This window comes from Vibrio sp. Y10_XG_PY6 (genome assembly GCF_024181795.1).
GTDB lineage: Bacteria > Pseudomonadota > Gammaproteobacteria > Enterobacterales > Vibrionaceae > Vibrio > Vibrio diabolicus.
In genome coordinates, this window is record NZ_JAMZAQ010000003.1 from 369,663 (window position 1) to 395,328 (window position 25,666).

The 25,666-nt window shown below is 46.4% G+C and carries 19 protein-coding genes; 13 read left to right on the plus strand and 6 right to left on the minus strand.

The annotated features are described in order from the left end of the window. Positions 1-108 precede the first annotated feature (108 nt). The 3 genes from NL644_RS17820 (at position 109) to ggt (ending at position 4,417) form a co-directional block, all read left to right on the plus strand. Positions 109-1,725: an ExeA family protein gene (locus tag NL644_RS17820; RefSeq protein ID WP_005395952.1), complete on the plus strand. Its 1,617-nt coding sequence runs from the start codon at positions 109-111 to the stop codon at positions 1,723-1,725. Next, entirely contained in the window at positions 1,725-2,408 is a 684-nt protein-coding gene (locus NL644_RS17825) for a general secretion pathway protein GspB (protein WP_046874006.1), read from the plus strand. Before NL644_RS17820 ends, NL644_RS17825 begins: the two co-directional genes overlap by 1 nt. Before the next feature lie 278 nt (positions 2,409-2,686). Further along, a complete protein-coding gene (gene ggt / locus NL644_RS17830; RefSeq protein WP_253658689.1) occupies positions 2,687-4,417 on the plus strand; it encodes a gamma-glutamyltransferase in 1,731 nt (576 codons plus the stop codon). Positions 4,418-4,508: 91 nt separating this feature from the next. Here the strand turns inward: ggt and NL644_RS17835 are convergent, their stop codons facing one another. From NL644_RS17835 to NL644_RS17845, 3 genes are all read right to left on the minus strand, one after another. Continuing rightward, the gene (locus tag NL644_RS17835) at positions 4,509-5,120 is read right to left on the minus strand and encodes a TIGR04211 family SH3 domain-containing protein (protein WP_031780509.1); all 612 of its coding nucleotides are present in this window, start codon (positions 5,118-5,120) and stop codon (positions 4,509-4,511) included. Positions 5,121-5,298: 178 nt separating this feature from the next. Further along, complete coding sequence (locus NL644_RS17840; protein WP_017820251.1) at positions 5,299-6,558, minus strand: inorganic phosphate transporter; 1,260 nt, start codon at positions 6,556-6,558, stop codon at positions 5,299-5,301. 131 nt (positions 6,559-6,689) lie between these two features. Then, positions 6,690-7,370 (minus strand): TIGR00153 family protein, encoded by a 681-nt coding sequence (locus NL644_RS17845; protein WP_005379896.1) that lies wholly within the window; start codon positions 7,368-7,370, stop codon positions 6,690-6,692. Between the two features lie 212 nt (positions 7,371-7,582). Between NL644_RS17845 and NL644_RS17850 the strand changes: the two genes are divergently transcribed. Next, on the plus strand, positions 7,583-9,115 hold the full coding sequence (locus NL644_RS17850) for an inorganic triphosphatase (protein WP_005379894.1): 1,533 nt from the start codon (positions 7,583-7,585) through the stop codon (positions 9,113-9,115). Between the two features lie 41 nt (positions 9,116-9,156). Here the strand turns inward: NL644_RS17850 and NL644_RS17855 are convergent, their stop codons facing one another. Then, positions 9,157-9,930 (minus strand): potassium channel family protein, encoded by a 774-nt coding sequence (locus tag NL644_RS17855; RefSeq protein WP_005387432.1) that lies wholly within the window; start codon positions 9,928-9,930, stop codon positions 9,157-9,159. A gap of 105 nt (positions 9,931-10,035) precedes the next feature. Between NL644_RS17855 and NL644_RS17860 the strand changes: the two genes are divergently transcribed. The 3 genes from NL644_RS17860 to hldE all read left to right on the plus strand — a co-directional run bounded on the left by NL644_RS17860 (position 10,036) and on the right by hldE (position 15,747). Continuing rightward, entirely contained in the window at positions 10,036-11,292 is a 1,257-nt protein-coding gene (locus NL644_RS17860) for a methyl-accepting chemotaxis protein (RefSeq protein WP_005395942.1), read from the plus strand. 113 nt (positions 11,293-11,405) lie between these two features. Continuing rightward, the gene (gene glnE / locus NL644_RS17865; RefSeq protein ID WP_114323135.1) at positions 11,406-14,249 is read left to right on the plus strand and encodes a bifunctional [glutamate--ammonia ligase]-adenylyl-L-tyrosine phosphorylase/[glutamate--ammonia-ligase] adenylyltransferase; all 2,844 of its coding nucleotides are present in this window, start codon (positions 11,406-11,408) and stop codon (positions 14,247-14,249) included. Between the two features lie 67 nt (positions 14,250-14,316). Then, complete coding sequence (gene hldE / locus NL644_RS17870) at positions 14,317-15,747, plus strand: bifunctional D-glycero-beta-D-manno-heptose-7-phosphate kinase/D-glycero-beta-D-manno-heptose 1-phosphate adenylyltransferase HldE (protein ID WP_114323136.1); 1,431 nt, start codon at positions 14,317-14,319, stop codon at positions 15,745-15,747. Between the two features lie 178 nt (positions 15,748-15,925). Here hldE and tolC read toward each other — a convergent pair whose 3' ends face one another. Then, a complete protein-coding gene (tolC, locus tag NL644_RS17875) occupies positions 15,926-17,248 on the minus strand; it encodes an outer membrane channel protein TolC (protein ID WP_085342792.1) in 1,323 nt (440 codons plus the stop codon). A gap of 229 nt (positions 17,249-17,477) precedes the next feature. Between tolC and nudF the strand changes: the two genes are divergently transcribed. The 6 genes from nudF to parC all read left to right on the plus strand — a co-directional run bounded on the left by nudF (position 17,478) and on the right by parC (position 24,490). Then, a complete protein-coding gene (nudF, locus tag NL644_RS17880; RefSeq protein ID WP_012842164.1) occupies positions 17,478-18,128 on the plus strand; it encodes an ADP-ribose diphosphatase in 651 nt (216 codons plus the stop codon). Next, a complete protein-coding gene (locus NL644_RS17885) occupies positions 18,128-18,571 on the plus strand; it encodes a DUF1249 family protein (RefSeq protein ID WP_005395930.1) in 444 nt (147 codons plus the stop codon). Before nudF ends, NL644_RS17885 begins: the two co-directional genes overlap by 1 nt. Positions 18,572-18,632: 61 nt before the next feature. Continuing rightward, positions 18,633-19,439 carry a 3',5'-cyclic-AMP phosphodiesterase gene (gene cpdA, locus NL644_RS17890; protein ID WP_114323137.1) on the plus strand — a complete coding sequence of 269 codons (807 nt, stop codon included), beginning with the start codon at positions 18,633-18,635 and terminating at the stop codon, positions 19,437-19,439. A gap of 47 nt (positions 19,440-19,486) precedes the next feature. Next, complete coding sequence (yqiA, locus tag NL644_RS17895) at positions 19,487-20,071, plus strand: esterase YqiA (RefSeq protein WP_114323138.1); 585 nt, start codon at positions 19,487-19,489, stop codon at positions 20,069-20,071. A 249-nt stretch (positions 20,072-20,320) separates the two neighbouring features. Then, positions 20,321-22,201 (plus strand): DNA topoisomerase IV subunit B, encoded by a 1,881-nt coding sequence (parE, locus tag NL644_RS17900; protein ID WP_005395924.1) that lies wholly within the window; start codon positions 20,321-20,323, stop codon positions 22,199-22,201. Between the two features lie 3 nt (positions 22,202-22,204). Then, the gene (parC, locus tag NL644_RS17905; RefSeq protein ID WP_114323139.1) at positions 22,205-24,490 is read left to right on the plus strand and encodes a DNA topoisomerase IV subunit A; all 2,286 of its coding nucleotides are present in this window, start codon (positions 22,205-22,207) and stop codon (positions 24,488-24,490) included. A 37-nt stretch (positions 24,491-24,527) separates the two neighbouring features. On the opposite strand, the gene degS is transcribed toward parC, so the two are convergent. After that, positions 24,528-25,592 carry an outer membrane-stress sensor serine endopeptidase DegS gene (gene degS / locus NL644_RS17910; RefSeq protein ID WP_046873999.1) on the minus strand — a complete coding sequence of 355 codons (1,065 nt, stop codon included), beginning with the start codon at positions 25,590-25,592 and terminating at the stop codon, positions 24,528-24,530. Positions 25,593-25,666 lie beyond the last annotated feature (74 nt).

Consider the following 25,666-nt stretch of genomic DNA (forward strand, 5'->3'; position numbering starts at 1 on the left):
TGGACATTGTAGCAAGCAATGGTACTTTTCTTTACTCCCGAGAGTAGATGCAGCTATGTTTATATTATATCTGACTATTCCCTGGTGGTTTTTTAGCTGGAGAGCCTAATGTATAAGGACTTTTTTGGGTTTGTAGAACAACCATTTTCGATTGTTCCAAACTCACGTTATTTGTATTTAAGCCAACGTCACAAAGAGGCAATCACACATCTCCAAGCCGGGCTAGGCGATGGCGGTGGTTTTGCTATGCTTACTGGCGAAGTGGGTACAGGCAAAACGACCGTCGCAAAAGCGATGCTGGCGAATTTAGGTGATAACACCAAAGCGGGCCTGATCCTAAATCCCACGTTTTCGAGTCGAGACTTGCTCGAAGCTATTTGCGATGAATTCAAAATTACTTACCCGCCAGATGCAAACCTCAAACAGCTAAACCAAGTGATTCACAAATACTTGCTACGTAATTATCGTTCAGGCTGGCAGACATTGCTGGTCATTGATGAGGCTCAACACCTTGCTGCCGACGTTTTAGAGCAGCTACGTTTGTTGACCAACTTGGAAACCGATACCAGAAAACTGCTCAAAGTGTTGTTGGTCGGACAGCCTGAATTACAGCGGTTATTACAAACGACGCAACTACGCCAGCTCGCTCAGCGCATTACTGGGCGTTATCACTTGTTGCCGTTGGATGAAAAAGAGACAGAAGATTACATCGCGTTTCGATTACATACGGCAGGTGGTGACCAGCAACTGTTTAATCGTGCTTCTTGTAAGCTCATTGCCAAATACAGTCACGGCATCCCGCGTTTGATTAATCTTATCTGTGATAAATCTCTCAACATCAGTTATCACCAAGGTAATGTGGTGGTGGATAAGCAAACCGTTCAGCAGGCCTGTGAAGAGGTGATGCAGTTTCAGGCAGATATTTATCAGCAAGATAAAAAAGAGCGCCGTACTTTCCGCTGGCCTGCTTGGGGCTCTGTTACGGTGGGTCTTATTGCTGCATTAGGTACGGGGTGGGCGGTCGTTAATTATATGCCAGCTCAAGCAACGTCAGTGTTGGCGCAAGTGACCGCACCAAGAGAGGAGCCAACGCCAATAGTCGTCAACCAACAATTGACAGATGATCAGCGTGACTTATTGTTAGCACAAAAACAGTCGAATCTCGCCGTGAATGATTTGTATCGTTTGTGGGGTTATCAAGCATCGGTTCGCGACAATCTTTGTTTATCAGAACCCCAATCGACCATGCGTTGTGAGCGTAAAATGGCGACCTGGCCGCTGCTGATGCAACAAAATCGCCCTGTGATTTTGGAGTTGAATTATCAAGGTGATGTTGGGTATGTCATTTTGTACGCCGTCGGTAATGACAAAGTCGAAGTGCTCAATGGCAAGCAGCGTCTGCGTCTGCCTATTTCGTGGCTAAAGCCGATGTGGCAAGGTAATATCATTGAACTGTGGCAAGCGCCGTTGAAAGAGACATTACGTTTAGACATGGAAGGCCCTGCGATCGAGGTATTAGACCGATTATTAGCAGAAGCGGTAAGTGAGCCACTGCTTGAAACGTCTATTTTTGATGGTGCGATGAAAGAGCGAGTTGAGTTATTCCAACGTTGGCAAGGTATTGGGGTCGACGGCATTGCAGGTAAGCGGACGCTAGATCGTCTTCAACAAAACGTGCAGCCAGATGCGCCTCAACTGGCACGAATCGAGAAGGAGGACGCATAATGTCAGCCATGAAACATATTGGTTTGTTCTTGTTGCCGATCACCGTTGCTGCAATCGGAGTTGCTTGGTATTTAGATCTCCTTACGCCTCATGCTGAAGCTAGTACTTCCGCCCCTAAGGCTAAGATGGAAGCGGAACAACCGTTCAAAGCATTGGACTATCCTGAAACTACTCAGTTGGCGCTATTGCCAAGAGAGTGGCCAAGTGCAGAGCTGTCTCGTGATTTTGGTACGTTTGCAACATCTGATGAATACGTGAGTAATACAGCAAACAAAGACGAGATAGAAACATCTGTATCAACTCAAGGCACTTCAGTGGTTGAAGAGGACCTAGGTTTGTCTCTGGATGATCTTGACTTGTCCTCATTATCTCCTGATTTGGCGCGAAAGGTCGAAAATGCGTTATCCCGAGATGATGCGCCTTCACCACAAACGGTGCGCGTGAACGATTTAGAGCGCAACGCTCACCAATGGCAAGGGCGTTTACCTGCGCTCAATTTGCAAACTCACATGTACGCCAGTGATGAAAATCGCCGCTGGGTGAAGATTAACAATGTTGAATATCATCAAGGAGACGTTGTTGATGGGCAGGTCACATTAAGGGAAATACAACCGCAAGCGGTGATTGTCGAGTTCCAAGGTGAGCAAATTCGTATCCCAGCGTTGTATGAGTGGAAAGGGTAGCCGTTTTTTATAGTAAATCATCAAGCCAGCGAGGTCATGTCGCTGGCTTTTTTGTTTCTCATAAGGTCTTTTTTATCTATTTGAGTGATGATTTTTAGGGACTCACACAAGCTAAATATAGCTTTTCTCAGTCGTTTAAATTACATCAATATCAGTCATGTATTAGTAGAATAACTCCAGTCAGCGTTGTGTAAAAAAACGCCACATTGACGAACTTCGTCATCACGACCTGGTCCACGTTAGACCCCATGAAATAACAGGAGTCTACACAGAGACACATGCGTATTCTGATTTTTTCTTTAAGTGTTGTTGCGTCGTTAAGTTACGCAGCAAAGCCGACCCCTTTCCCTATAACACCAGATAATAACGGACAAGATTTTATGGTCAGCGCGACCAACCCTTACGTGAGCAGCACTGGTTATTCAATATTTAAAGAGGGCGGGAACGCCGTTGATGCCATGGTCGCGATGCAGATGGTGATGTCTGTGGTTGAACCGGATATGACGGGAATTGGCGGCGGTACTTTCGCGCTGTTTTATCAACATGACAAGCAGAAGTTTTTAGCCCTTGATGGGCGAGATGAAGCGCCGTCTAGCGCTCACCCTGAGATGTTTATTGAAAATGGGAAAGCACTCAGCCGCGATGAAATTTTGGGGCCTCGCTCCGTTGCGGTACCGGGCACCTTACGTTTGCTTTATTCCACTCATGAGCAATACGGCAAATTACCATGGTCTGAGTTGGTTCAACCTGCGATTAAGCTCGCGCGTGATGGGTACGCGATGAATAGTTACACCTACGACATCGTAGTCAGAGAGCGAAGCCGACTTGAACAAGATCCGGAAGTGAAAGCCTTGTATTGGCAAGGGGACGATATTAAGCCGACGGGAACCTTGATGAAGAACCCTAAAATGGCTGAGACGCTAGAGAAAATAGCTCAGCAAGGCGATCGCTATTTGTATGGTGGTGCACTTGGTCAACATATTGTTGATACGGTGAATAGTCGTATTAACGATCAGCATGAGAAATTATCGTTAGAGGACTTTAAAAACTATCAGGTGAAATCTCGCGATATTATTGAAAGCGATTATCGAGGCAACAAAATAGTTTCGTTTGGTTACCCGGCCTCTGGCGGTGTGATGGTCGCTCAAAGTCTGAAATTGCTGGAGCCGTACGATATATCTCAGATGGCACTAACTGATGTAGAGCCTTGGCGTTTAATGACCGAGGCGATGCGCTTAGCAAAAGCTGATCGTATTGCGTATGCCGGAGATCCGGATTATGTGGAAGCACCAGTTGAACAATTGTTATCTAAAACCTATTTGGACCAGAGACGTGATTTAATCCCTGATAATGGCACCTCGAAAGAGAATCCAAAAGCAGGACAGATAACGCAAACTCAGTATGCGCAATATCAAGGCTTCGAGAGCAAAGATACAGGGCATATTTCTATCGTCGATAGAGATGGAAATGCAATAGCGATGACTAGTACGGTAGGAACGGGTATGGGCTCGGGTGTCATGGTTGATGGCGTTATCTTGAATGCACAAATGGCAAACTTCTCACCTCAGCCAACGGTTAACGGCAAACCTACGCAAAACTCAATTGAAGCGGGCAAGCGTCCACGTTCGGCTATTACGCCATTAATGGTGATGGACGGCGATGATAACTTGCGTTTGGTTGTCGGTTCACCAGGAAGTTCGCAAATACCGGGGTATGTACTCAAAACCGTGGTTGGCGTACTGGATTGGAAGTTATCAGCGCAAGAGGCTATTGACTTACCAAACATCCAGTACGGTACCAAGATAGATCGCACCAAGTCTTATGACCCGACTGGCTTGCTGGTGGAAAAGAAAACCTTCGCAGAAATGTTGGTGCCGGAGTTTATGGAGCTTGGCTACCCAGTACACGTTATTCCAGTGGTAAGTGGTTTGAATGCAATTGAGCTAAAAGATGGCAAGCTTTATGGCGCAACGGATCGTCGTCGAGCGTCTAGTTCAATGGGTGAGTAGTGCAGATTTCCGTAAAACTAAGCAAACAAAAAAGCCAGTCGAATATCGACTGGCTTTTGCATTCTTTTTTATAGATAAAAGGGCTAAGGACTTATGCCCAACCCGCAGGTGAACGTTTTCTACGAGGCATGACATGCGGAAGAATCAAACCAAATAGCAAACCTAAACCTGCAACACCGCCGCCATAAGTGAAGTACTTAAGCAGCATGTCGTCTTTTTGTGTATCCAGTTTAGCGCGCAGCTCGCGGTTTTCTGTCTCAACAGAAGTAAGCTGGTCGCTGATCTCAGAGTATTTATTCTCAAGATCGGAAATTTGTTGGTTACGCGTTTCTAGAGAGGTAACAAGGCCGGCTTTCTCTGCATCAGAAGTTTTACGAGCGTTAGCAAGCTGCTCTTTCACTTCTGCTAGCTCTTTCTCAATGCGAGGAAGGCGAATCGCCATGCTTTCTTGGTTTGTCACAAACTTGCTTTGTACCCAACCAGTACGACCGCGGTCATCACGAACTTGCGTATAGCCAGTATCTCGGTTGGTTTTAATCAGTTGTACTTTAGAACCGGCATTAACACTACCAATAATACGGTAGGTGTTATTTGGACCTGAGTGCATAAAAGTGAAGAGGTCATCAGAAATATAACGGTCTGCTGCTAGGGCCGCTGGCGCTGCTAGCAAAGTAAACAAAACCGTGATGATTAGTTTTTTCACAGTAAATCCCTTAACGATTTTTCTTGGAGACAGCGTTGGCACCGAATGATTGGAGCCGGAAATAGACGAATAGTATGCAGTTTCAAACTTCGGTGCAACAAAGAAGGGAGGCAAAGCCTCCCTTTCTGTGCGTTTGAGTCAATAATGACAAAGCGCTTACATTCTATTGACGAGTGTCTTAAGCGAACATCGCTTGAAGTCCGTAGAAGAATACAACGGCCAATAGTGCACCTGCTGGTAGTGTAACGATCCATGATGCCACGATGTTACGAACCACGCCCAGGTTTAGTGCCGCGATACCACGAGCAAAGCCAACACCGAGAACCGCACCAACCAATGTTTGAGTGGTTGAGATAGGCAGACCAGTACCAGAAGCTAGAACTACCGTACATGCTGTTGCTAGCTGTGCTGCAAAACCGCGGCTAGGCGTTAGCTCAGTGATGCCTGTACCAACGGTTGCCATTACTTTGTGACCCAGTGTTGCAAGACCGACCACGATACCAATACCACCAAGAGGTAGAATCCACCAAGCGATGGCGCTTTTCGTGCTGATTTCGCCCATGTGTTCAACAGTCGATACGACAGCAGACAGTGGACCAATGGCGTTTGCAACGTCGTTTGAACCGTGTGCAAATGCCATCGCACAAGCGGTGATAACCATCAGAACGCTGAAGATACCTTCCACGCCAGAAAAGCTGCGGTCCTCTTCGCGATTAGCGAATTTTTTCTGGATGTATACGTAGCCGCCAATCATCACAAGTGCTGAAACTGCTGCTGCCCACATCCAGGCTTCACCATTGGTCAGGTGAAGACCAACGTGTTTTAGACCTTTTTTGATGGTTACAAGTGCAATCACCATTGTTGTGATGAACATGTAAACAGGTACAAAACGTTTCGCGTTAAACAGAGGGTTCTCAGTATCAAAAATCAGGCGTTGTGCGCTGACAAAGATAACGTAAGCAAAGAAACCTGAAATCACTGGCGTAATAATCCAGCTACCAACAATGCCTTGAACGCTGCCCCAGTCAACCGCTTCAGTACCTACTGATACGCATGCAAAACCAATGATTGCACCGATGATTGAGTGAGTCGTTGATACTGGCCAGCCCATGTAAGAAGCAAGAAGCAGCCATGTACCTGCTGCTAAAAGCGCAGACATCATGCCGTAGACAAGAACATCTGGTTGACTAGCAAATAAAGAAGTTTCGATTACACCTTTACGGATAGTGTCGGTTACTTCACCGCCTGCAAGGTAAGCACCTGCAAATTCGAAGATCATCGCAATGATGATAGCTTGTTTTACAGTTAGCGCTTTTGAACCTACAGATGTACCCATCGCATTAGCAACGTCGTTCGCGCCAATACCAATCGCCATCATGAAACCAAAAATCGCTGCAACAATAATCAGGACAGTGCCGTAGTTCGCAAGGATATCCATCGTAATACCTAGTTGTTTTATAACAAGCGGAACAAAATTTTACGCGCGCCAAACCATAAGACGATGAAAATAGTCATCGTCCCTATGACACGTGTTAATTATGCTCTTCGTTATGTCGTTAACTTTATGTTTTAAGATCGAGATAGCATGACTTCCAAACGAGCACCTACGCGCTGCGCTTGGTCGGCAATACCACCTACCCATTCAAGAATCTTGTATAGGAACATGACATCGATAGGGTTCATGTCAGCTTCAATCACCATCAACTGTTGGCGAAGTTCAATCTGCATGGCATCGGTATCATCTTCGATAACGTCTAATTGATGAATCATTTCAGCGACGAGCGTCACTTCACGGCCTTTGAAGCCGGTTTCTAGCAATTCATCAAGTTCATTGATTACCTTTTGCGCCTGATCGGCAGCATCAAGACAACGTTGAACGTAAGCGAGGAAGTTTGGTTGGAGAGCCTCAGGGATGACAAGTTGACGACCATATACACGGCCAGCAATGTCTTTTGCCAGGTTTGCAAGTTTGTCCTGTTGAGTCAAAAGCTCAAGCATGTCAGTACGGTCGACTGGCATGAACAAACCGCGAGGCAGTTTTAGACGGATTTCACGTTTCAGCACATCCGCTTCTTTCTCTAGGTGAGAAATTTGTGCACGGATTTCTGCTGCTTTTTCCCAATCACCCTTTGAAGATACTTCAAAGAATTTCACCAAGTGTGAACAACATTCGTTGACACACACAACGTGGCGTTGCAAAGGCTTAATTGGGGACTTTGCAAATAACCCCATAATTGTATTTACTGGCATGGTCATTCAACCTAATAACTATAACCTTAAAAAAACATACACCATTTCTGAGTGCTTGGCGAAATGTTGAACGATGGCTATAAAGGCGCGCATGGTAACGCATTAAATCGCTCATTAAAACTGTTTTAGATCATCATTCCGGCGATATTTCTCTCTTGCCGTGTGAGAAATTACGCAATATCCTGTTTCTATCTGCTTTGAAAGGTATAGCTATGGAAACCGAAATAGAACTGAAGTTTTTTGTTTCTCCTGAATTTTCAGAAACTTTAAAAGAAAAAATTTCTGAGACAAAAGTACTTCAGCATAGTTGTCGTGACTTGGGTAACACCTATTTTGATACTGCCGATAAATGGCTTCGAAAGCACGACATTGGTTTAAGAATTCGCCGTTTTGATGATGTATTCGTCCAAACCGTAAAGACAGCAGGACGCGTCGTCGCAGGCTTACATCAAAGACCAGAATACAATGCTGAGCACACTAGCGACGAGCCTAATCTGTCGCTTCATCCTCTAGATATTTGGCCTCCAGGTAAAGATGCAGAAACGCTGCAATCCGAGCTTATGCCATTATTCTCGACCAACTTCACACGTGAACAATGGCTGATTGGCATGCCCGATGGCAGTCAGATTGAAGTTGCCTTTGACCAAGGCTTAGTTGTAGCCAAAGGTGAAGACGAAGAAGAGAAGCAAGAGCCGATTTGCGAAGTTGAACTGGAACTTAAGTCTGGCCAAACCGAAGCTTTATTCACGCTGGCACGCAGCTTTTGCGAGCAAGGTGGTATGCGTTTGGGTAACTTGAGCAAAGCGGCGAAAGGTTATCGACTTGCAAGCGGTTATGCGGGTGATGAAGTAAAATCATTGGCACTTGTGGACAGTAGTCCGACGGATACCGTTGAATTTTGCTTGATCAACTCTTTAGAGCACGCTTTGTCTCATTGGCATTATCACGAGCAAATTTATGCTGAGCGTGACAGCGTGGAAGCACTGCGTGAAATCAGTAATGCCATTCGTTTCATTCGTCAAACATTGACTATTTTTGGCGGGATTGTCCCTCGTCGCGCGAGTGCGATTCTGCGCCAAGAGCTTAAATGGTTGGAAGAAGAACTGAGTTGGTTGGATGAGCATGCACACCTTGAAGAGCTCTTAGATGACAAAGGCAATGTGCTGCGTAAGTTGGATGCGCGTAAGTTCTTAGTATCTGAGCTGACTCAGCAGTTACAAGAGTTGCCAAGCCGTGAAGAAGTGCTAGGGTTGCTCAATTCCGCGCGTTACACAGGGTTACTGCTGGATCTAAGCCGCTGGATCTTAGCACGCGGTTGGCAGCCATTTCTTGATGAAAAAGCACGTGAAAAAATGGCAAGTAACATCATGCCGTTTTCAGTTACTCAGCTCGATCGCACTTGGGCTGAGCTAATGGAAGCTTTCCCAGCAGAGCGCGATCTGACGGCGCAAGAGTACGTTGATCAGCGTTATCGCTTATTGCGTAACCTCTATACTGGTATTGGTTTCGCGAGTTTGTATAACTCGGATGAGCGTAACAGCTTCCGTTTACCATGGGCGGATCTAGTGCATGGTATCGATGATCTGCTAATGCTGAACCACTTACTCCCGTTGGTTGATATGCTGGAAGACGCAGAAAAAGAGCAGTTAGAACGCTGGTTGCACCGTCAAGAGCGCTCAATTTTGCATGCAATGGATCAAACCCGAGCGATCAGTGTGGAAGTTCAGCCTTATTGGCGTGAATGATCGTTCTGGTGATAAGAACAAAAAAATAGGACCGCATGGTCCTATTTTTTTGTCTCTGTTTTACGTTGTTGTAGCTCTTTTTCCATGAAATCGAGTCGTTCTAGTATTTGCGCTTGTTGGCTTAGGAGCTGCTCGAGCATACGTTCTTTATTGATTGAACTGTGCGTCTGTTGTTTCGTTGGGGCAGTAAGGATAGAGGTGATAAGACCCGAGATCATACCAAAGATACCCACCCCGCAAACAATGATGATGACAGCCAAAAACTTTCCTATGGAGGTCACTGGATAATGATCGCCGTAACCAACCGTTGAGATTGTTACAAATACCCACCACAAAGCATCGGCGCCAGTACGAATATTCGCTTCTGGGTTTTTCGCTTCGATAAACAGCATTGCACTAGAACCGAGTGTTATGAGGATAACCATCAATAGCAGTATAGAGGCGACCGTGGTTTCGCGGCGGTTTTCTTTGAGCTGATGCAAAATGAACTTTGACGAACGCAGTACTAATACCACTCGCATAATATGAAAAATACGAGCAAAGCGCAGGGGCTCTATCAATGGGATACTCGCCACGAAATCTATCCAATGACGTTTAAGGAATAACCAGCGATCTGTGGACCGGATCAAATCAATGGTGAGCTGTAGTAGAAAAATACTACAGATTATGAAATCCAGACCGATAAGAACTTGACGGGTTTCGTGATCGATCGGGAAAAACAACAAGCCAGAGATCACAAATAGTGCCATAAAAGACAATATTAGTGACAACAGGCCCATCGGTCGTGTGCTGTCTTTGATATCATTGTTTTTCATACGAAGCTCGAAATAAATCGCGTAACCACGCTAAACGCGAACATAACTATAAGTAATATAAAGATTATAGATAAAGACTATATAAGACTCGGTGGAGAACTGACAATGGAAAAGCTGGCATTTAAGCCATGGGAAAGGGTCATATCCGACATTCGACTGGTTCCTAAAATGGTCATGTTGATGGTCTTCAGTACTGTCCTGATAGTGGCAAAACAACTGTGGGACGCGAACACCTTTTACGATTCACTTTTAGCGGCGACACAAAACGCGCAAGTTGCCCAACAGCATTACGAAGCATACTTAACGCAAGTTGCTTGGCAAACCGCCTTATTGATTGTGGTTTTTGTCGTGCTCTTATTAGCGGCGGCTAGAGTGATGCTGCGTCAAACACAGTATCTGAGCGACGCAATCAAACTGATGGCGAGCAAGAACCTCTCCGTGCCATTTGGTATGGATTGTAAAGATGAATACGGAGACGTGGCACGTGAATTAGAAAAGACACGTCGCCAATTGCACGATGTAATTCAAATGCAAATTAATGCTTCTGATGAGTTATCCACACTCACGGAAGTGATGACGCTGAGCATGTCGGAAACGAAGGAGTCGGCGCAAGAAGAGTTTAACGAAATTGATCAACTTGCGACGGCGATGAGTGAAATGTCGTCGACGGTGCAAACCGTCGCAGAACATGCCCAGACGGCGTCTTCTCTTACAGAGCAAGCTTCCGCACAAGCGATTTCTGGTCAACAGTTCTTGCAAAGTACGATGGCGAAAATGAGTGAACTCTCGTCGGACATCGCTTCATCGGCGCAGGCGGTTAATCAGGTCGAAGAACGTGTTGAATCCATTGGTAGTGTTGTGGGTACGATTCAAGGTATCTCTGAACAAACTAACCTGCTTGCACTGAATGCGGCTATTGAAGCTGCGCGAGCTGGCGAGGCGGGTCGTGGTTTTGCGGTGGTTGCAGATGAAGTTCGTAACCTTGCACAACGTACACAACAAGCGACGGTAGAAATTCAAGAGATGATTGCGCAGCTGCAAACCAGTGCAGAATCTGCTGTAGAACTCATGGAGAAAAGTGTAGTGGAAGCGGCCGATGGAAACGAGCTGGTTTCTAATGCTGGATCTGAGCTCGATGGTATTGTTGGGCAAGTGACGCAAATCAATGACATGAACTTCCAAATCGCGACGGCGTCTGGTCAGCAAAGCAGTGTTGCAGAAGAGATGAGTCAAAACCTCACCAATGTACGTGAGCTGGTAGAAGCCTCGGTTGTGGTTGTGACAGAGCTGCTAGAAACTTCTGAAATGATGCAAAATAATGCTGGCGAGTTAGACAAGAAGATCAAATCTTTCCAAGTTTAATATTCCATCCAGAACTTTTGATAAAACGCCCACAAACCTTTTGTGGGCGTTTTTATTTGCTTTAAGTCTGGTATAAAGAATGAGTTACCGTGCTTTTCAAACAAGGAAGAAAAATGCAGCTGCCTTCGCCACTGATTTCTATCGCTGAATCTGCCGTACAAAATGCTCAAGAGGCAGGTTATTTTCCCCTTTGGCCAGATGAGATTGCGCAGCAATTTCGCTATGTGGCGGGCTTAAGCCAGTTTATTACCGAAGCCATTCATCGCGATGAAGTTTTAGCCCGTGAGTTGCCAAGCATGTTAGCGCAACCAAGTCGTCAGGAATCTTACCGCTCACGTCTTGCTGCACTGTTGGGACAATGCCCGGATGAGATGTCTGGTCATCGCGTGTTGCGTCAGTTTCGCAACCGAGAAATGGTGTACATTGCGTGGAAGGATTTCACGCATGCATGGTCGCTAGAAACGTCTTTAAGCCACTTATCCGAGTTGGCTGAAGCGATGATTTTTGAAACCTATCAATGGCAATATCAAGCGTGTTGTCAGGAGTGGGGAACGCCGACGAGTGAGGAAGGTGAAGTTCAGCCGATGTTGATTATCGGCATGGGGAAACTGGGTGGTGGCGAGTTAAACTTTTCTTCCGATATCGATCTGATTTTCACGTATCCAGAAAACGGTGAGACACAAGGCGCGCGCCGCAGCATTGCCAATGCCCAGTTCTTTACTCGTCTTGGTCAACGCATCATCAAAGCGCTCGACCAACAAACCTTCGATGGCTTCTGTTACCGCGTAGATATGCGTTTGCGTCCGTTTGGTGAGAGTGGTCCATTAGTCATGAGCTATGCGGCACTAGAGGATTACTATCAAGAACAGGGACGTGACTGGGAGCGTTACGCGATGATCAAAGCTCGAGTGATGGGGTGCGAAATGTACCCGCAATACCAAGAGCTACGCCAAATGCTGCGTCCTTTTGTTTTTCGTCGCTATATTGATTTCAGTGCGATTCAGTCTTTGCGTCGGATGAAATCGATGATCAGTAGTGAGGTTCGCCGCCGAGGTTTGAACAACAACATTAAGTTAGGTGCAGGTGGCATCCGAGAAATTGAATTTATCGCCCAAGTTTTTCAATTAATTCGAGGTGGTCGCGAGCCTTCTCTTCGTAATCGAGGGTTGTTGGAAACGCTGCAAGGCATTGAAGAGCTGGCGTTACTCACTTCGCAAGAAGTCAGCAGTCTAGAAGCCGCATACAAGTACTTGCGTCAATTAGAAAACTTGTTGCAAGCGATGGCGGACAAGCAAACCCAGACGCTGCCTGATTGCGAAACCGAACGCTTAAAGCTCGCCACCGCGATGCAAATGACCTCTTGGGACCAACTGATTGAGCAAACTCAGCAGCACATGGCGAATGTCCATCAAGTATTTGAGTCGTTAATTGGTGATGATGAAGAAGACGAGGGTGCTACGGTTGCTCGTCATTTTCATGAGTTATGGGATATGGCGAACAAACAAGATGTGCTTGAACATATCTTGCAGCAGGATATTCAGGTTGAAGACTTTGCTTCATGCGCGAAAACCATCATCAACTTTAAAACCGATCTGGCTAAAAAAACGTTAGGACCGCGTGGACGCGAAGTGTTAAACCGTTTGATGCCGAAGGTGTTTGATGCGGTGTTTGCCCACCCTGATGCACAGTTTGGTTTACCGCGAGTGCTGCATTTACTGCACAATATCTGCACTCGTACGACTTATCTGGAGTTATTGGATGAGCATCCAGCGGCTCTAGTACAGCTCGTGCGTTTGTGTACCGCAAGCCCAATGATTTCAGAGCAGCTATCTCGGTATCCGATCTTACTCGATGAGTTGATCGACCCTGCACAGTTGTACAATCCAATCCCATTAGACAGTTACCGTACAGAGCTGCGTGATTATCTGGCCCGTATTCCAGAAGATGATATGGAGCAGCAAATGGAAGCGTTGCGCCAGTTTAAGCAAATCTGCATTTTACGTATTGCGGCGGCGGATATTGCTGGTGCATTGCCGGTGATGAAAGTGAGTGATCACTTAACCTATTTGGCGGAAGCTATCGTTGATGCTGTGGTCAGTCAGGCTTGGTTGCAAGTGTCCGAAAAATACGGCGAGCCAACGCATGTAAAAGATCGTGAAGGCAAGGGTTTTGCCGTCATTGGCTATGGCAAAGTCGGTGGTTGGGAACTCGGCTATAACTCCGACTTGGATATCGTCTTCATGCATGACTGCCCAGTCAATGTCTATACAGATGGCAAAAAGGAAATCGACGGTCGTCAGTTCTACCTTCGCCTAGCGCAGCGCATCATCCATATTTTCTCGACTCGCACCGCTTCCGGCATTTTGTACGAAGTCGATACCCGCTTGCGCCCATCTGGCGCGTCAGGTTTGTTGGTTAGCCCAACCGATGCGTTTGACGATTATCAGCATCAAGAAGCCTGGACATGGGAGCATCAAGCACTTGTGCGCGCGCGCTTGATTTACGGCGATGAACCCCTTGCCATTGCATTTCACAATACGCGACATGATGTGTTGTGCAAAGCGCGCGATCGGGCGGAACTGAAAAAAGCCGTTGTCGAAATGAGAGAGAAAATGCGCGGTCATCTTGGGGGGAAAAAGCCCGGCCGTTTTATGCTCAAGCAAGATGTGGGAGGGATTACCGATATCGAATTTCTCGCTCAGTACTTAGTGCTCAACTATAGTCACGATAAGCCGAAATTAACGCGTTGGTGTGATAATGTGCGCATCTTTGAAACGCTCATTGCACAAAATGTCATGGACGAAGACCAGGCAATGCAGTTGATACGTGCCTACACGACAATGCGAAACGAAATACACCGGAGAAATCTACTCAATTTAGATGCTGATGTGGTGGAAGATAAGTTTGTTGCCGAAAGGGAGTGGGTAAAACAGGCTTGGAATCAGTGGTTCAGTTAAGACCATATATTTAGCCTCGATAAGGGCTGTGATAAACTCACTTCGATTTAATTTTTGGAGACCAATAATGAAACCAATTCTACCTGATTACAACAGCGCTGGTGTGCTCATCATCGGTGATGTCATGCTAGATCGTTACTGGTATGGCCCAACCGGACGCATTTCTCCTGAAGCGCCGGTTCCTGTTGTAAAAGTAGAAAACAATGAAGAGCGTCCTGGTGGTGCTGCGAACGTTGCGATGAACATCGCATCACTAGGTGGCCATGCTCACATTGTTGGTCTAACAGGGGAAGATGAGCCTGCAAAAGTGCTGACGGAGACGCTGAGCTCACTCAATGTGAAGTGCGATTTCGTTGCACTGCCTGATTACCCAACGATCACGAAGCTTCGCGTAATGAGCCGTGGACAACAGCTTATTCGTCTCGACTTCGAAGATAAATTTGAAAACACGGATTCTGCACCTGTGCTATCGCGTATGGATGCCGCTCTGCCAAACGTTAAAGCCGTGATTATGTCTGACTACGCAAAAGGCTCGTTAGAGCATGTTCAGGCATACATCCAAAAAGCGCGCGCAGCACACATTCCAGTTTTCATTGACCCTAAAGGTGCGGATTTTGAACGCTACCGCGGCGCGACACTCTTAACACCAAACATGAAAGAGTTTGAAGATGTCGTTGGCAAAGTAAAATCAGACCAAGAGCTGGTTGAAAAAGCACTTCAGCTTGTTGAAGAGTTTGATTTTGAAGCGCTACTGGTTACGCGTAGTGAAAACGGCATGACGTTGATCCGCCGTGGTCAAGAGCCATTCCACCTTCCGACTCAAGCGAAAGAAGTTTACGACGTGACAGGTGCTGGTGATACGGTGATTTCTGTATTGGCAGCGTCTGTTGCCGCAGGCAAATCCTTCGAAGAAGCGTGTGCACTAGCGAATGCTGCGGCAGGCGTTGTTGTTGGTAAGCTTGGTACCTCGACCTTGTCTGAAATTGAACTGGCAGAAGCGGTACATGGCAGCCAAGACACGGATTACGGTGTGATTTCAGAAAAAGCGCTGATTGAAGCAGTGAAAAAAGCACGTGCACGTGGCGAGAAAGTCGTTATGACAAACGGCTGCTTTGATATTCTTCACGCTGGGCATGTTTCTTACCTCAATCACGCTGCAGAACTTGGTGATCGCCTGATTGTTGCGGTGAATACCGATGAATCAGTGAAGCGTCTTAAAGGGCCTGGTCGTCCTGTGAATCCAACCGATCGCCGTATGGCGGTATTGGCAGGTTTGGGCGCTGTGGATTGGGTAGTACCATTTAGTGAAGATACGCCGCAACGTTTGATCTCGGAAGTTCTGCCAAGCTTGCTAGTAAAAGGTGGTGACTACAAACCAGAAGAGATTGCTGGTGGTAAAGAAGTCATTGCTGCAGGTGGCGAAGTTCGTGTATTGAACTTTGAGGATGGTTGCTCAACCAGTGAAATCATCAATGCAATCAAAGGTGGTAAGGGCTAAGCCTACGATTTGTTGGCATTGAAACGCTATTTGTTTGTAAAAGGTCGCCAAGTGCGGCCTTTTTGATACTTGATGTTCTGAGATACCTTTCGTCTCTTAACTGCAAGCAATAAAAAACGCCAGCTGATAAATCAACTGGCGTTTTTATTTATTGAGAACTGAAGCATTCAGTCAGCAATTATTTTGCTGCTTTCAAACCTGCATCAACGTCTAAGATGTCTTGTTCGCTTAGCGTACCAACGGCTTGGCGTAGCTGAAGAACACTTAAGATGTAGTCGTAACGAGCGTTCGATAGGTTTTTATTCGCATCGTATAGACGACGAGTTGCGTCTAGCACGTCAACGATAGTACGAGTACCCACATCAAAACCTGCTTCTGTTGCTTCTAGTGCAGAGCGCGCAGAAATAACGGCTTGCTCATAAGCACGTAGTGCGCCGATAGAGGCGTTAATGTTGTTGTTTTGTGCGCGAACATCTTTTACTACGCTACGGTATTGTGCTTCAAGATCTTCACTTGCAGCCACGTACGCGTATTCAGCCTGTTTGGTTTGAGAGGTGACGTTACCACCCGTGTATAGCGGCACCGCAAGGTTCACACCGATATTGAAGTTGTCTGTGGTGTTGTCACGAGAGCTATGAGACGTATCACCGTAGTTGTAACCACCGTCTAGAGACAGCGTTGGTAGATGACCAGAACTTGCTAGTGAAATATTGTCACGTGCGATATCTTGAAGAATACGTGAAGATAGCAAGGTCAGGTTTTTGGTTTTTGCTTCGTCAATTAGTGATTCAGCTGGCACGGTCGATGGGCTAGCAGTGAAGCGGCGAGTGTCCAAGATGTTGAGATCTTTGTGCTCTTGACCAGTGATTTCACGTAATGACTCGTAGCTGTTAGTCAGTGCGTTTTCTGCTAACACTTCATCCGCCAGTACTTGGTCGTACTGAGCTTGCGCGTCGTGTACGTCAGTGATCGCAGATAAACCTACTTCAAAACGCTGTTTTGTTTGCTCTAGTTGACGACCCACTGCGGCTTTTTCTGCACGGACGAAGACAAGGTTGTCTTGTGCGCGTAGAACTTCAAAATACGCTTGTGAAACACGAAGAATTAGTGCTTGTTGAGTCGCAGCGTAAGTTGCGTCTGCTTGGCGAGCACTTTTCTCAGCGGTATCTAGCGAGATCCAAGATGCGCGGTTGTAAAGTGCTTGTGAAAAGCTAACACCAGCGGTTAGAGCGTTGGCATCGTTTGATACATCATCGAGTGAGTCGTATTCAGTATCGCCACGAGTTAAGTTGTAACCTGCTGTTAGGTTAATTTGTGGTAATAGAGCACTACGGCTTGAGGTGATTGCTTCGAAAGCTTGGTCACGTTGTGCTGCTACACTGAGCAATTGTGGATCATTTTGTTTTGCTAAGTCGTAGATTTCAGCCAAAGAGTCTGCGAACGCAGACGTACTCATGCTACCTAGCGCTGCACTGATAAATAGTGGAAGCAATTTTTTCATTTTCTATTCCCGCGGTCAATAGATTGGTTAATTCTCAGTAGTTTAACTCAATTTGCACGATATTTACTCTAAAGTTTGCACTTTTTTACACGTAATTATCCAGTTGTGCAATAAATTTTCACCAAAGACTTAAATTAATTTGTAACTATTGTACAAAAAGTTGAGCCAAGTCCTTTGAGCAAGCGAATAACAATGAGTAAACTACAAGATTCACTCAGAGAGGTGTCGAATGCAACAGTGTGACAAACAACAAAAGGATTTTACTTCGCAAGATGTAAAAGTCATCTCGAAAGAAACCTTATTTGAAGGCTTTTTCAAAATGGTGAAATATCGCTTTCAGCATAAGCTATTTGCTGGAGGTTGGAGCGAGGTTGTCGAACGAGAAATGTTCGAGCGTGGTCATGCTGCAGCGATGCTTCCTTATGATCCAAATACGGATCAAGTGGTTATCATTGAACAGATTCGAGTAGGAGCCTTAGAGCATCAACACCCATGGCAGCTAGAGATTGTCGCGGGTATGATTGACCGTGATGAATCAGCTGAAGCCGTCATTCGCCGAGAAGCTGTCGAAGAGGCGGGGATACAAGTGGGGCGTGTTGCGCCAGTCACCTCTTATTATCCTTCTGCTGGCGGTTGCTCGGAAAAGTTGGACGTATTTGTTGGTGAAGTGGACGCATCTAAAGCGCACGGCATTCATGGTTTAGACTATGAGAATGAAGATATTCGCGTACATGTTTTGAGTCGTGAGCAAGCATATCAATGGGTGAAAGACGGAAAATTTGAAAATGGTGCGTCGATTATTGCGTTGCAATGGTTGCAATTAAACCATCAAGAGTTGAAGTCACAGTGGGGGCAACCCCAAATGGTGGAGAGTAAGTAATGGCACAAGTGGCTGAAAAACAGAGGTATCATGTTGATTTAGCGGGTCTAATGAGAACCTATGAGACCAACTACGCTAAATTGAACGCCTTATTGCCTGCTTCTGCCGAAGTTGGGGATGTACGCTGCTATCAAGCGGCGAACATGGTTTACCAACTGACCGTGAATGAAATCACAAAATACACCACAGTTGTTGAGATATGTCAGAGTGATGAAACGCCAGTGTTTCCTTTACCGACGATGTCTGTCAGGCTTTATCACGATGCGAGAGTAGCCGAAGTATGCTCAAGCGGAGAGTTCTCTCGCATAAAAGCTAAGTATGATTATCCCAACGACCAACTGATGCAGAAAGATGAAAAGCATCAACTAAACACATTCCTCGGTGAATGGCTGACGTTTTGTTTACGAAGTGGTATCAGTAGAACACCACTTGCCTTCAATTGATCGTCACGTCACGAAAGGAAAATAACAAATAACGATATAGTGGACGAATCAGGTTTTCATTTTGCAATCATCTAGTGACAGCATCAAACTTTTACAAATTACGGATACTCATCTGTTTGCTGCCGATGAGGGAAGTTTGCTGAGCGTAAAAACGGCCGATAGCTTTAACGCTGTTGTTGCTGATGTTTTACGCCGCAACGTGACGTTTGATTACATCTTGGCGACAGGGGACATTTCCCAAGACCATAGTGCAGAATCTTACCAGCGCTTTGCCGAAGGCATTGAACCGCTAGAGAAAGACTGCTTTTGGCTGCCGGGTAATCATGACTACAAGCCCAATATGGGCAGTGTATTACCTTCGCAACAAATCAAAGCGGCAGAACATGTATTGCTTGGCGCGCATTGGCAGTTGGTTCTTTTAGACTCGCAAGTTGTTGGCGTTCCCCACGGACGCTTGAGTGATCAGCAGTTAGCGTTACTCGAAGAAAAGTTAGCAGAACACCCAGAAAGGCACACACTTGTGTTGCTGCATCACCATCCATTATTAGTGGGAAGCGCGTGGCTTGATCAACATACCTTAAAAGATGCCGAAGCGTTCTGGCACGTTGTCGATCGTTTTGATAACGTGAAAGGCATTCTCTGTGGACATGTTCATCAAGACATGAATGTGCTTCATAATGGTATTCGAGTGATGGCAACACCCTCGACGTGTGTTCAGTTTAAGCCTAACTCGGATGATTTTGCCCTCGATACGACTTCGCCTGGTTGGCGTGAACTGCAGCTGCATGCTTGTGGTGATATTACGACTGAAGTGGGCCGACTTCCTGATGGCCAGTTCCAACCAGACTTCTCTTCTAACGGATACTAACGCGCCCGAGCTCTATGTTCGGGCTCGCTTTTTTGTGCGAGATATCTATGAGTAAACCTTCACTTCTTCTGTATATCCATGGCTTTAACAGTTCTCCACTCTCAATGAAAGCCAATGTGATAAGAGCATACTGCGAGCTGCATCGTCCTGATATCAAAGTGATTGTTCCCCAGGTACCTTGTTATCCTCAACAAGCGGCGAAAATGTTGTTGGATATCATCGAGCAATATAAAGACGACTATAACATTGGTCTGGTGGGCAGCTCATTAGGCGGCTTTATGTCAATGTGGCTAAATGACAAGTTTGGATTTAAAGCGGTTGTGGTCAACCCCGCGGTTAAGCCCTATGAGTTGTTAGTAGATTATTTGGGTGAGCAAACTAACCCTTATACGCACGAAACCTATACACTTGAAGCTTGTCATATTGACGAGTTAAAAGCTCTTGATGTACAAAGCATCGCGTCGCCACATTCTTTCTGGTTGTTACAGCAGACAGAAGATGAGGTTTTAGACTATCGACAAGCGGTAGATAAGTTTGCAGACGCTAAGCAAACAGTAGAACAAGGCGGTGATCACAGTTTTGTAGGCTTTGAGCGTTATCCTGCACAGATTATCGAATTTCTAGAACTGTAATTCGAAAGCGATTGGAAAAGGCTCATAGTTTTTATTGATATATCCAACCGTTTCTTGACATGGGCGGTATGCTTTCCGACTATGTTTTGCCAAAAGATCTTAAGGGTCGAGGACCCTGGCTACTTTGTTATGCATCATGTTTACAAGCACTTAGTGATGTGAACAGGGTGGCTTTTTCGTTTCCTGAGTATGGGTTCACCCATTGGTGATATTCAGGTAACAAGTAAACTTTGAGAATAATTCCGTATTATGACTGAACAATATAATGCTGGTGCCATTGAAGTACTGAATGGCTTAGAGCCAGTACGTCGCCGACCAGGGATGTATACGGATACAGCGCGCCCAAACCATTTGGGCCAAGAAGTTATCGACAACAGTGTCGATGAAGCGCTAGCCGGACATGCCTCAAAAGTACAAGTCATCCTACATGCCGACCAATCACTAGAAGTGATCGATGATGGTCGAGGCATGCCTGTTGATATCCACCCAGAAGAGAAAGTGTCAGGCGTAGAGTTAATCCTATGCAAGCTGCACGCAGGTGGTAAGTTCTCTAACAAAAACTACCAATTCTCTGGTGGTTTGCACGGGGTAGGTATTTCGGTAGTAAACGCGTTGTCAAAACGCGTTGAAGTAACCGTTCGTCGTGATGGCCAAGTGTATGAAATTGCATTTGAGCACGGTGATAAAGTCTCTGACCTGACCGTAACCGGCACGTGTGGTCGTCGCAATCGCGGTACCAGCGTGCATTTCTGGCCTGATGCGAAGTACTTCGATTCGGCTAACTTCTCTGTTACGCGCCTAGTCAATAATCTGCGCGCAAAAGCGGTTTTGTGTCCGGGTTTAGAAATTACATTAACCGACAAAGTTAATGGTAAAGACTATAAGTGGTACTACGAAGACGGTCTTAAAGACTATCTTGCGGAAGGCGTAAAAGGCTACCCAGTTATTCCTGAAGAACCATTTACTGGTGAGTTCTTGGCGGATACCGAAGCGGCAAACTGGGCGGTAATTTGGCAGCCAGAAGGTGGTGAGATGATCACCGAAAGCTACGTTAACCTGATCCCAACCGCTCAAGGTGGTACGCACGTTAATGGTCTACGCCAAGGCTTGTTAGAAGCGATGCGCGAATTCTGTGAGTTCCGTAATCTATTACCTCGTGGCGTTAAGCTAACGGGTGATGACGTTTTCGACCGCTGTTCTTACGTGTTGTCGGTTAAAATTCAAGATCCGCAATTTGCAGGCCAGACCAAAGAACGTCTGTCTTCTCGTCAAACTGCGGCATTTGTCTCAGGTGTCGTAAAAGATGCGTTCAGTCTTTGGTTGAACGAAAAGCCTCAGCTAGCAGAGCAATTGGCAGAAGTCTGTATCGCTAACGCGCACCGTCGTATGCGTGCAGCGAAAAAAGTCGTACGTAAGAAAGTGGCGTCCGGCCCGGCACTGCCAGGCAAGTTGACCGACTGTTCAGCACAGGACTTAAGTCGCACTGAAATCTTCTTTGTGGAGGGTGACTCCGCGGGTGGCTCGGCAAAACAGGCACGTGACCGTGAATTCCAAGCCGTGATGCCACTGCGTGGTAAGATCTTGAACACGTGGGAAGTCTCTGCCGATCAAGTTCTTGCGTCTCAAGAAGTACACGATATTTCAGTGGCTTTGGGGATTGATCCTGACAGCGATAATCTTGATGGTCTTCGTTACGGTAAGATCTGTATCCTTGCCGATGCGGATTCGGATGGTCTTCACATCGCAACGCTGCTTTGTGCACTGTTCACTCGTCACTTCCGTGCACTGGTTGAAGCGGGTCATATCTATGTGGCGATGCCGCCTCTGTATCGAATCGACTGCGGGAAAGAAGTGTTCTACGCCCTCGATGACGATGAAAAAGATGGCATTTTAGAGCGCTTGTCGAAGAAGAAAGCCAAAATCAACGTGCAACGATTCAAAGGTCTGGGTGAGATGAACCCACTTCAGTTGCGTGAAACCACCATGGATCCGAACACGCGTCGCTTAGTGCAGTTAACCATTGACGACTCTACGGCGACCATGGAAATGATGGACATGCTGCTGGGCAAAAAGCGTGCAGATGACCGTCGTTCTTGGCTACAAAACAACGGCGACTTGGCAGAGGTGTAACGGATGTCTACAGAAATTACCTACGATGGCGTCGAACAATTGCCAATGCGCAAGTTCACTGAAGACGCTTATCTGAACTACTCGATGTACGTAATCATGGACCGCGCCTTGCCATACATTGGTGATGGCTTAAAGCCGGTTCAACGACGCATCATTTATGCGATGTCAGAGCTTGGTCTCTCTGCATCAGCAAAATACAAAAAATCTGCACGTACCGTTGGTGACGTACTAGGTAAATACCATCCGCACGGTGATTCAGCGTGTTACGAAGCGATGGTATTGATGGCTCAGCCATTCTCTTACCGCTATCCATTAGTGGATGGTCAAGGTAACTGGGGTGCGCCAGATGATCCGAAATCATTTGCGGCAATGCGTTATACCGAAGCAAAACTGTCTAAGTTTGCTGAAGTATTGCTGGGCGAACTGGGCCAGGGTACGGTTGAATGGCAACCTAACTTTGATGGCACAATGAAAGAGCCACAAATGTTGCCAGCACGTCTGCCTCATATCCTGCTTAACGGTGTAACCGGTATTGCGGTTGGTATGGCAACAGATATCCCACCGCATAACGTTCGTGAAATCGCAGATGCGACTATTCATTTGATCGACAACCCGAAAGCAGAACTGCCGGACGTGATGCAGTATGTTAAAGGTCCGGATTACCCAACAGAAGCAGAAATCATCTCGCCGCAAGCGGATATTGAGAAGATTTACCGCAACGGTCGCGGCAGCATCAAGATGCGCGCGGTGTGGCACAAAGAAGGTTCTGATATCGTTATCACCTCTCTGCCACACCAAGTATCGGGTGCAAAACTGCTTGAGCAAATCGCCAACCAGATGCGTGCGAAGAAGCTACCAATGGTTGACGATCTTCGTGACGAGTCGGATCACGAGAACCCAACGCGTATCGTTGTGGTACCTAAGTCAAACCGCGTCGACTGTGATTTGTTGATGAACCACTTGTTCGCATCAACGGATCTTGAGCGCAGCTACCGCGTTAACTTGAACATGATTGGTTTGGATAATCGTCCTCAAGTTAAAGGTCTGGTGCAAATTCTGTCAGAGTGGATTGAGTTCCGTCGCACGACCGTACGTCGCCGTCTACAACACCGCCTAGACAAAGTCATGGCTCGCTTACACATTTTGGAAGGTTTGTTGGTTGCTTACCTAAACCTAGATGAAGTGATTGAGATCATCCGTACTGAAGATGATCCTAAAGCGGTATTGATGGCACGTTTTGGTATTACCGATATCCAAGCGGATGCGATTCTAGACACCAAACTTCGTCACTTAGCCAAACTAGAAGAGATGAAGATTCGTGGTGAGCAAGACGAGCTAGAGAAAGAGCGTGAGAAGCTAGAACAGCTGCTCGGTTCTGAGCGTCGTCTAAACACACTACTGAAAAAAGAAATCAAAGCAGACGCAGAGAAATACGGTGATGACCGTCGATCCCCATTGGTTGAGCGTGCAGAAGCAAAAGCGCTTACTGAACGTGATCTTGTTCCAAGCGAACCAATCACGGTTGTGCTTTCTGAGAAAGGTTGGATTCGTCACGCGAAAGGCCATGACGTAGATGCAGAAGGCTTGAACTATAAGTCGGGTGATAAATACTTAGCGCACGCGCGAGGTAAGAGTAATCAGCCTGCGGTATTCCTAGGTAGTGACGGTCGAAGTTACTCTCTGGAATCGCACTCGCTGCCTTCTGCTCGTAGTCAAGGTGAGCCGATTACCGGTCGTTTGAATATTACGGCTGGTAGCAGTATTCGCCAAGTGATCATGAGTGAAGAAGATCAGCTGTGGCTGGTGGGCTCTGATGCAGGTTACGGCTTTGTATGTAAAGGCGCTGACTTGCTGTCTAAAAACCGCAGTGGTAAAGCGCTGGTCACTTTGCCGGCTAACTCTGAGGTCATGACGCCAAAAGCGATTGAAGATTTAGATTCTGATGAAATCTTAGCAATCACTAACCAAGGTCGCATGCTGCTGTTCCCAATCAAAGACCTGCCACAACTGGCGAAAGGTAAAGGGAATAAGATCATCAACATTCCTGCTGCTAAAGCAAAAGAGCGAGAAGAAGTACTATCTCACTTAATGTCTTTACCAAAAGGTGCATCGTTAACGCTGTACGCGGGTAAGCGAAAGTTGGGTCTTAAACCGTCTGACCTTGATAACTTCCGTGGCGAACGTGGTCGCCGAGGTGGGTTATTACCAAGAGGTTTGCAGCGAGTCACTCGCATTGAAGTTGAGCTGGATGATTCCGATACGACGGAAACACCGAGCTATAGCGAGTAACGCACAAATAAAAATCCCAGCCAATGGCTGGGATTTTTTATGCTTCTTGCTTGTCTTCAGCAATCGTGACTTTCAAGCTCATCTCTTTTCCTTTGCGAATGATGCCGACGTCCACGGTGGTGCCAGGACGTAAATCGGTGACGATATCCATCACGCTCTGACGCCCTTGCACTTTATTGCCATCAATACTGATAATGATGTCCTGCTTTTGGAAGCCTGCCGCATTGGCTGGACCATTTGGATCAATACCAAGCACGACAATACCACCTATGTGTTCATTTCCAAGTAGGCGAGCAGTGACCGCATTAATGTCTTGGCCGTCGATTCCAATATAACCACGAATCACGCGACCATCAGCGATGATTTTCTGCATGATCTTGCTGGCTAGTGGCGCAGGGATCGCAAAGGAAATACCGTAAGTTTCTAAATCAGTCGCTTGTTGGAAAGAGGCGGTATTGATGCCGACGAGCTCACCTTGTGTGTTCACTAGAGCACCGCCAGAGTTGCCCTCATTGATGGCGGCATCGGTTTGAATAAATGCTTGGCGACCGTCGCTAATAGATGAGCGTCCTGTTGCTGAAATAATGCCGAACGTTGTGGTTTGACCAAGGTTGTATGGGTTGCCGATGGCTAGGACCACATCACCCACTTGTGGCTTGTAATTAGAGTTCAGAGGGATAACAGGTAAGTTCGAACCTTCGACACGCAGTACGGCAATATCTGTGCGTTTATCCGTGCCAACTAGCTGAGCTGCCGCGGCTCTACCGTCTTGTAATGCGACAACAATTTGGTCTGCTTGAGCAACCACGTGGTAGTTGGTAATGATGTAGCCTTTCTCACTGACAATGACACCTGAACCCAGACCTTGAGTCGAGAGTTTACTGCGATCATTTTCAACATATTTACGGCTGTAGATGTTTACTACGGCAGGTGCTGCTCTTCGCACCGCCTGATTAAATGTCAACTCAACGGACGCGATATTAACAGGTTGCGGATCTAGCGCGGCAGGAATTACGTTGTGGCGCAAAGATGGCACCGCCAGTAATACCACTGCGGCAGTAGCCAAGCCTAAAAAGACAGAACGTAATAAAAAGCTGAGCATATCCTCTCCATGCATGAGCGCCAAAATGGCATAGAAGATGAAGAATAGCATTACATTGAAAAATAACAAAAGGG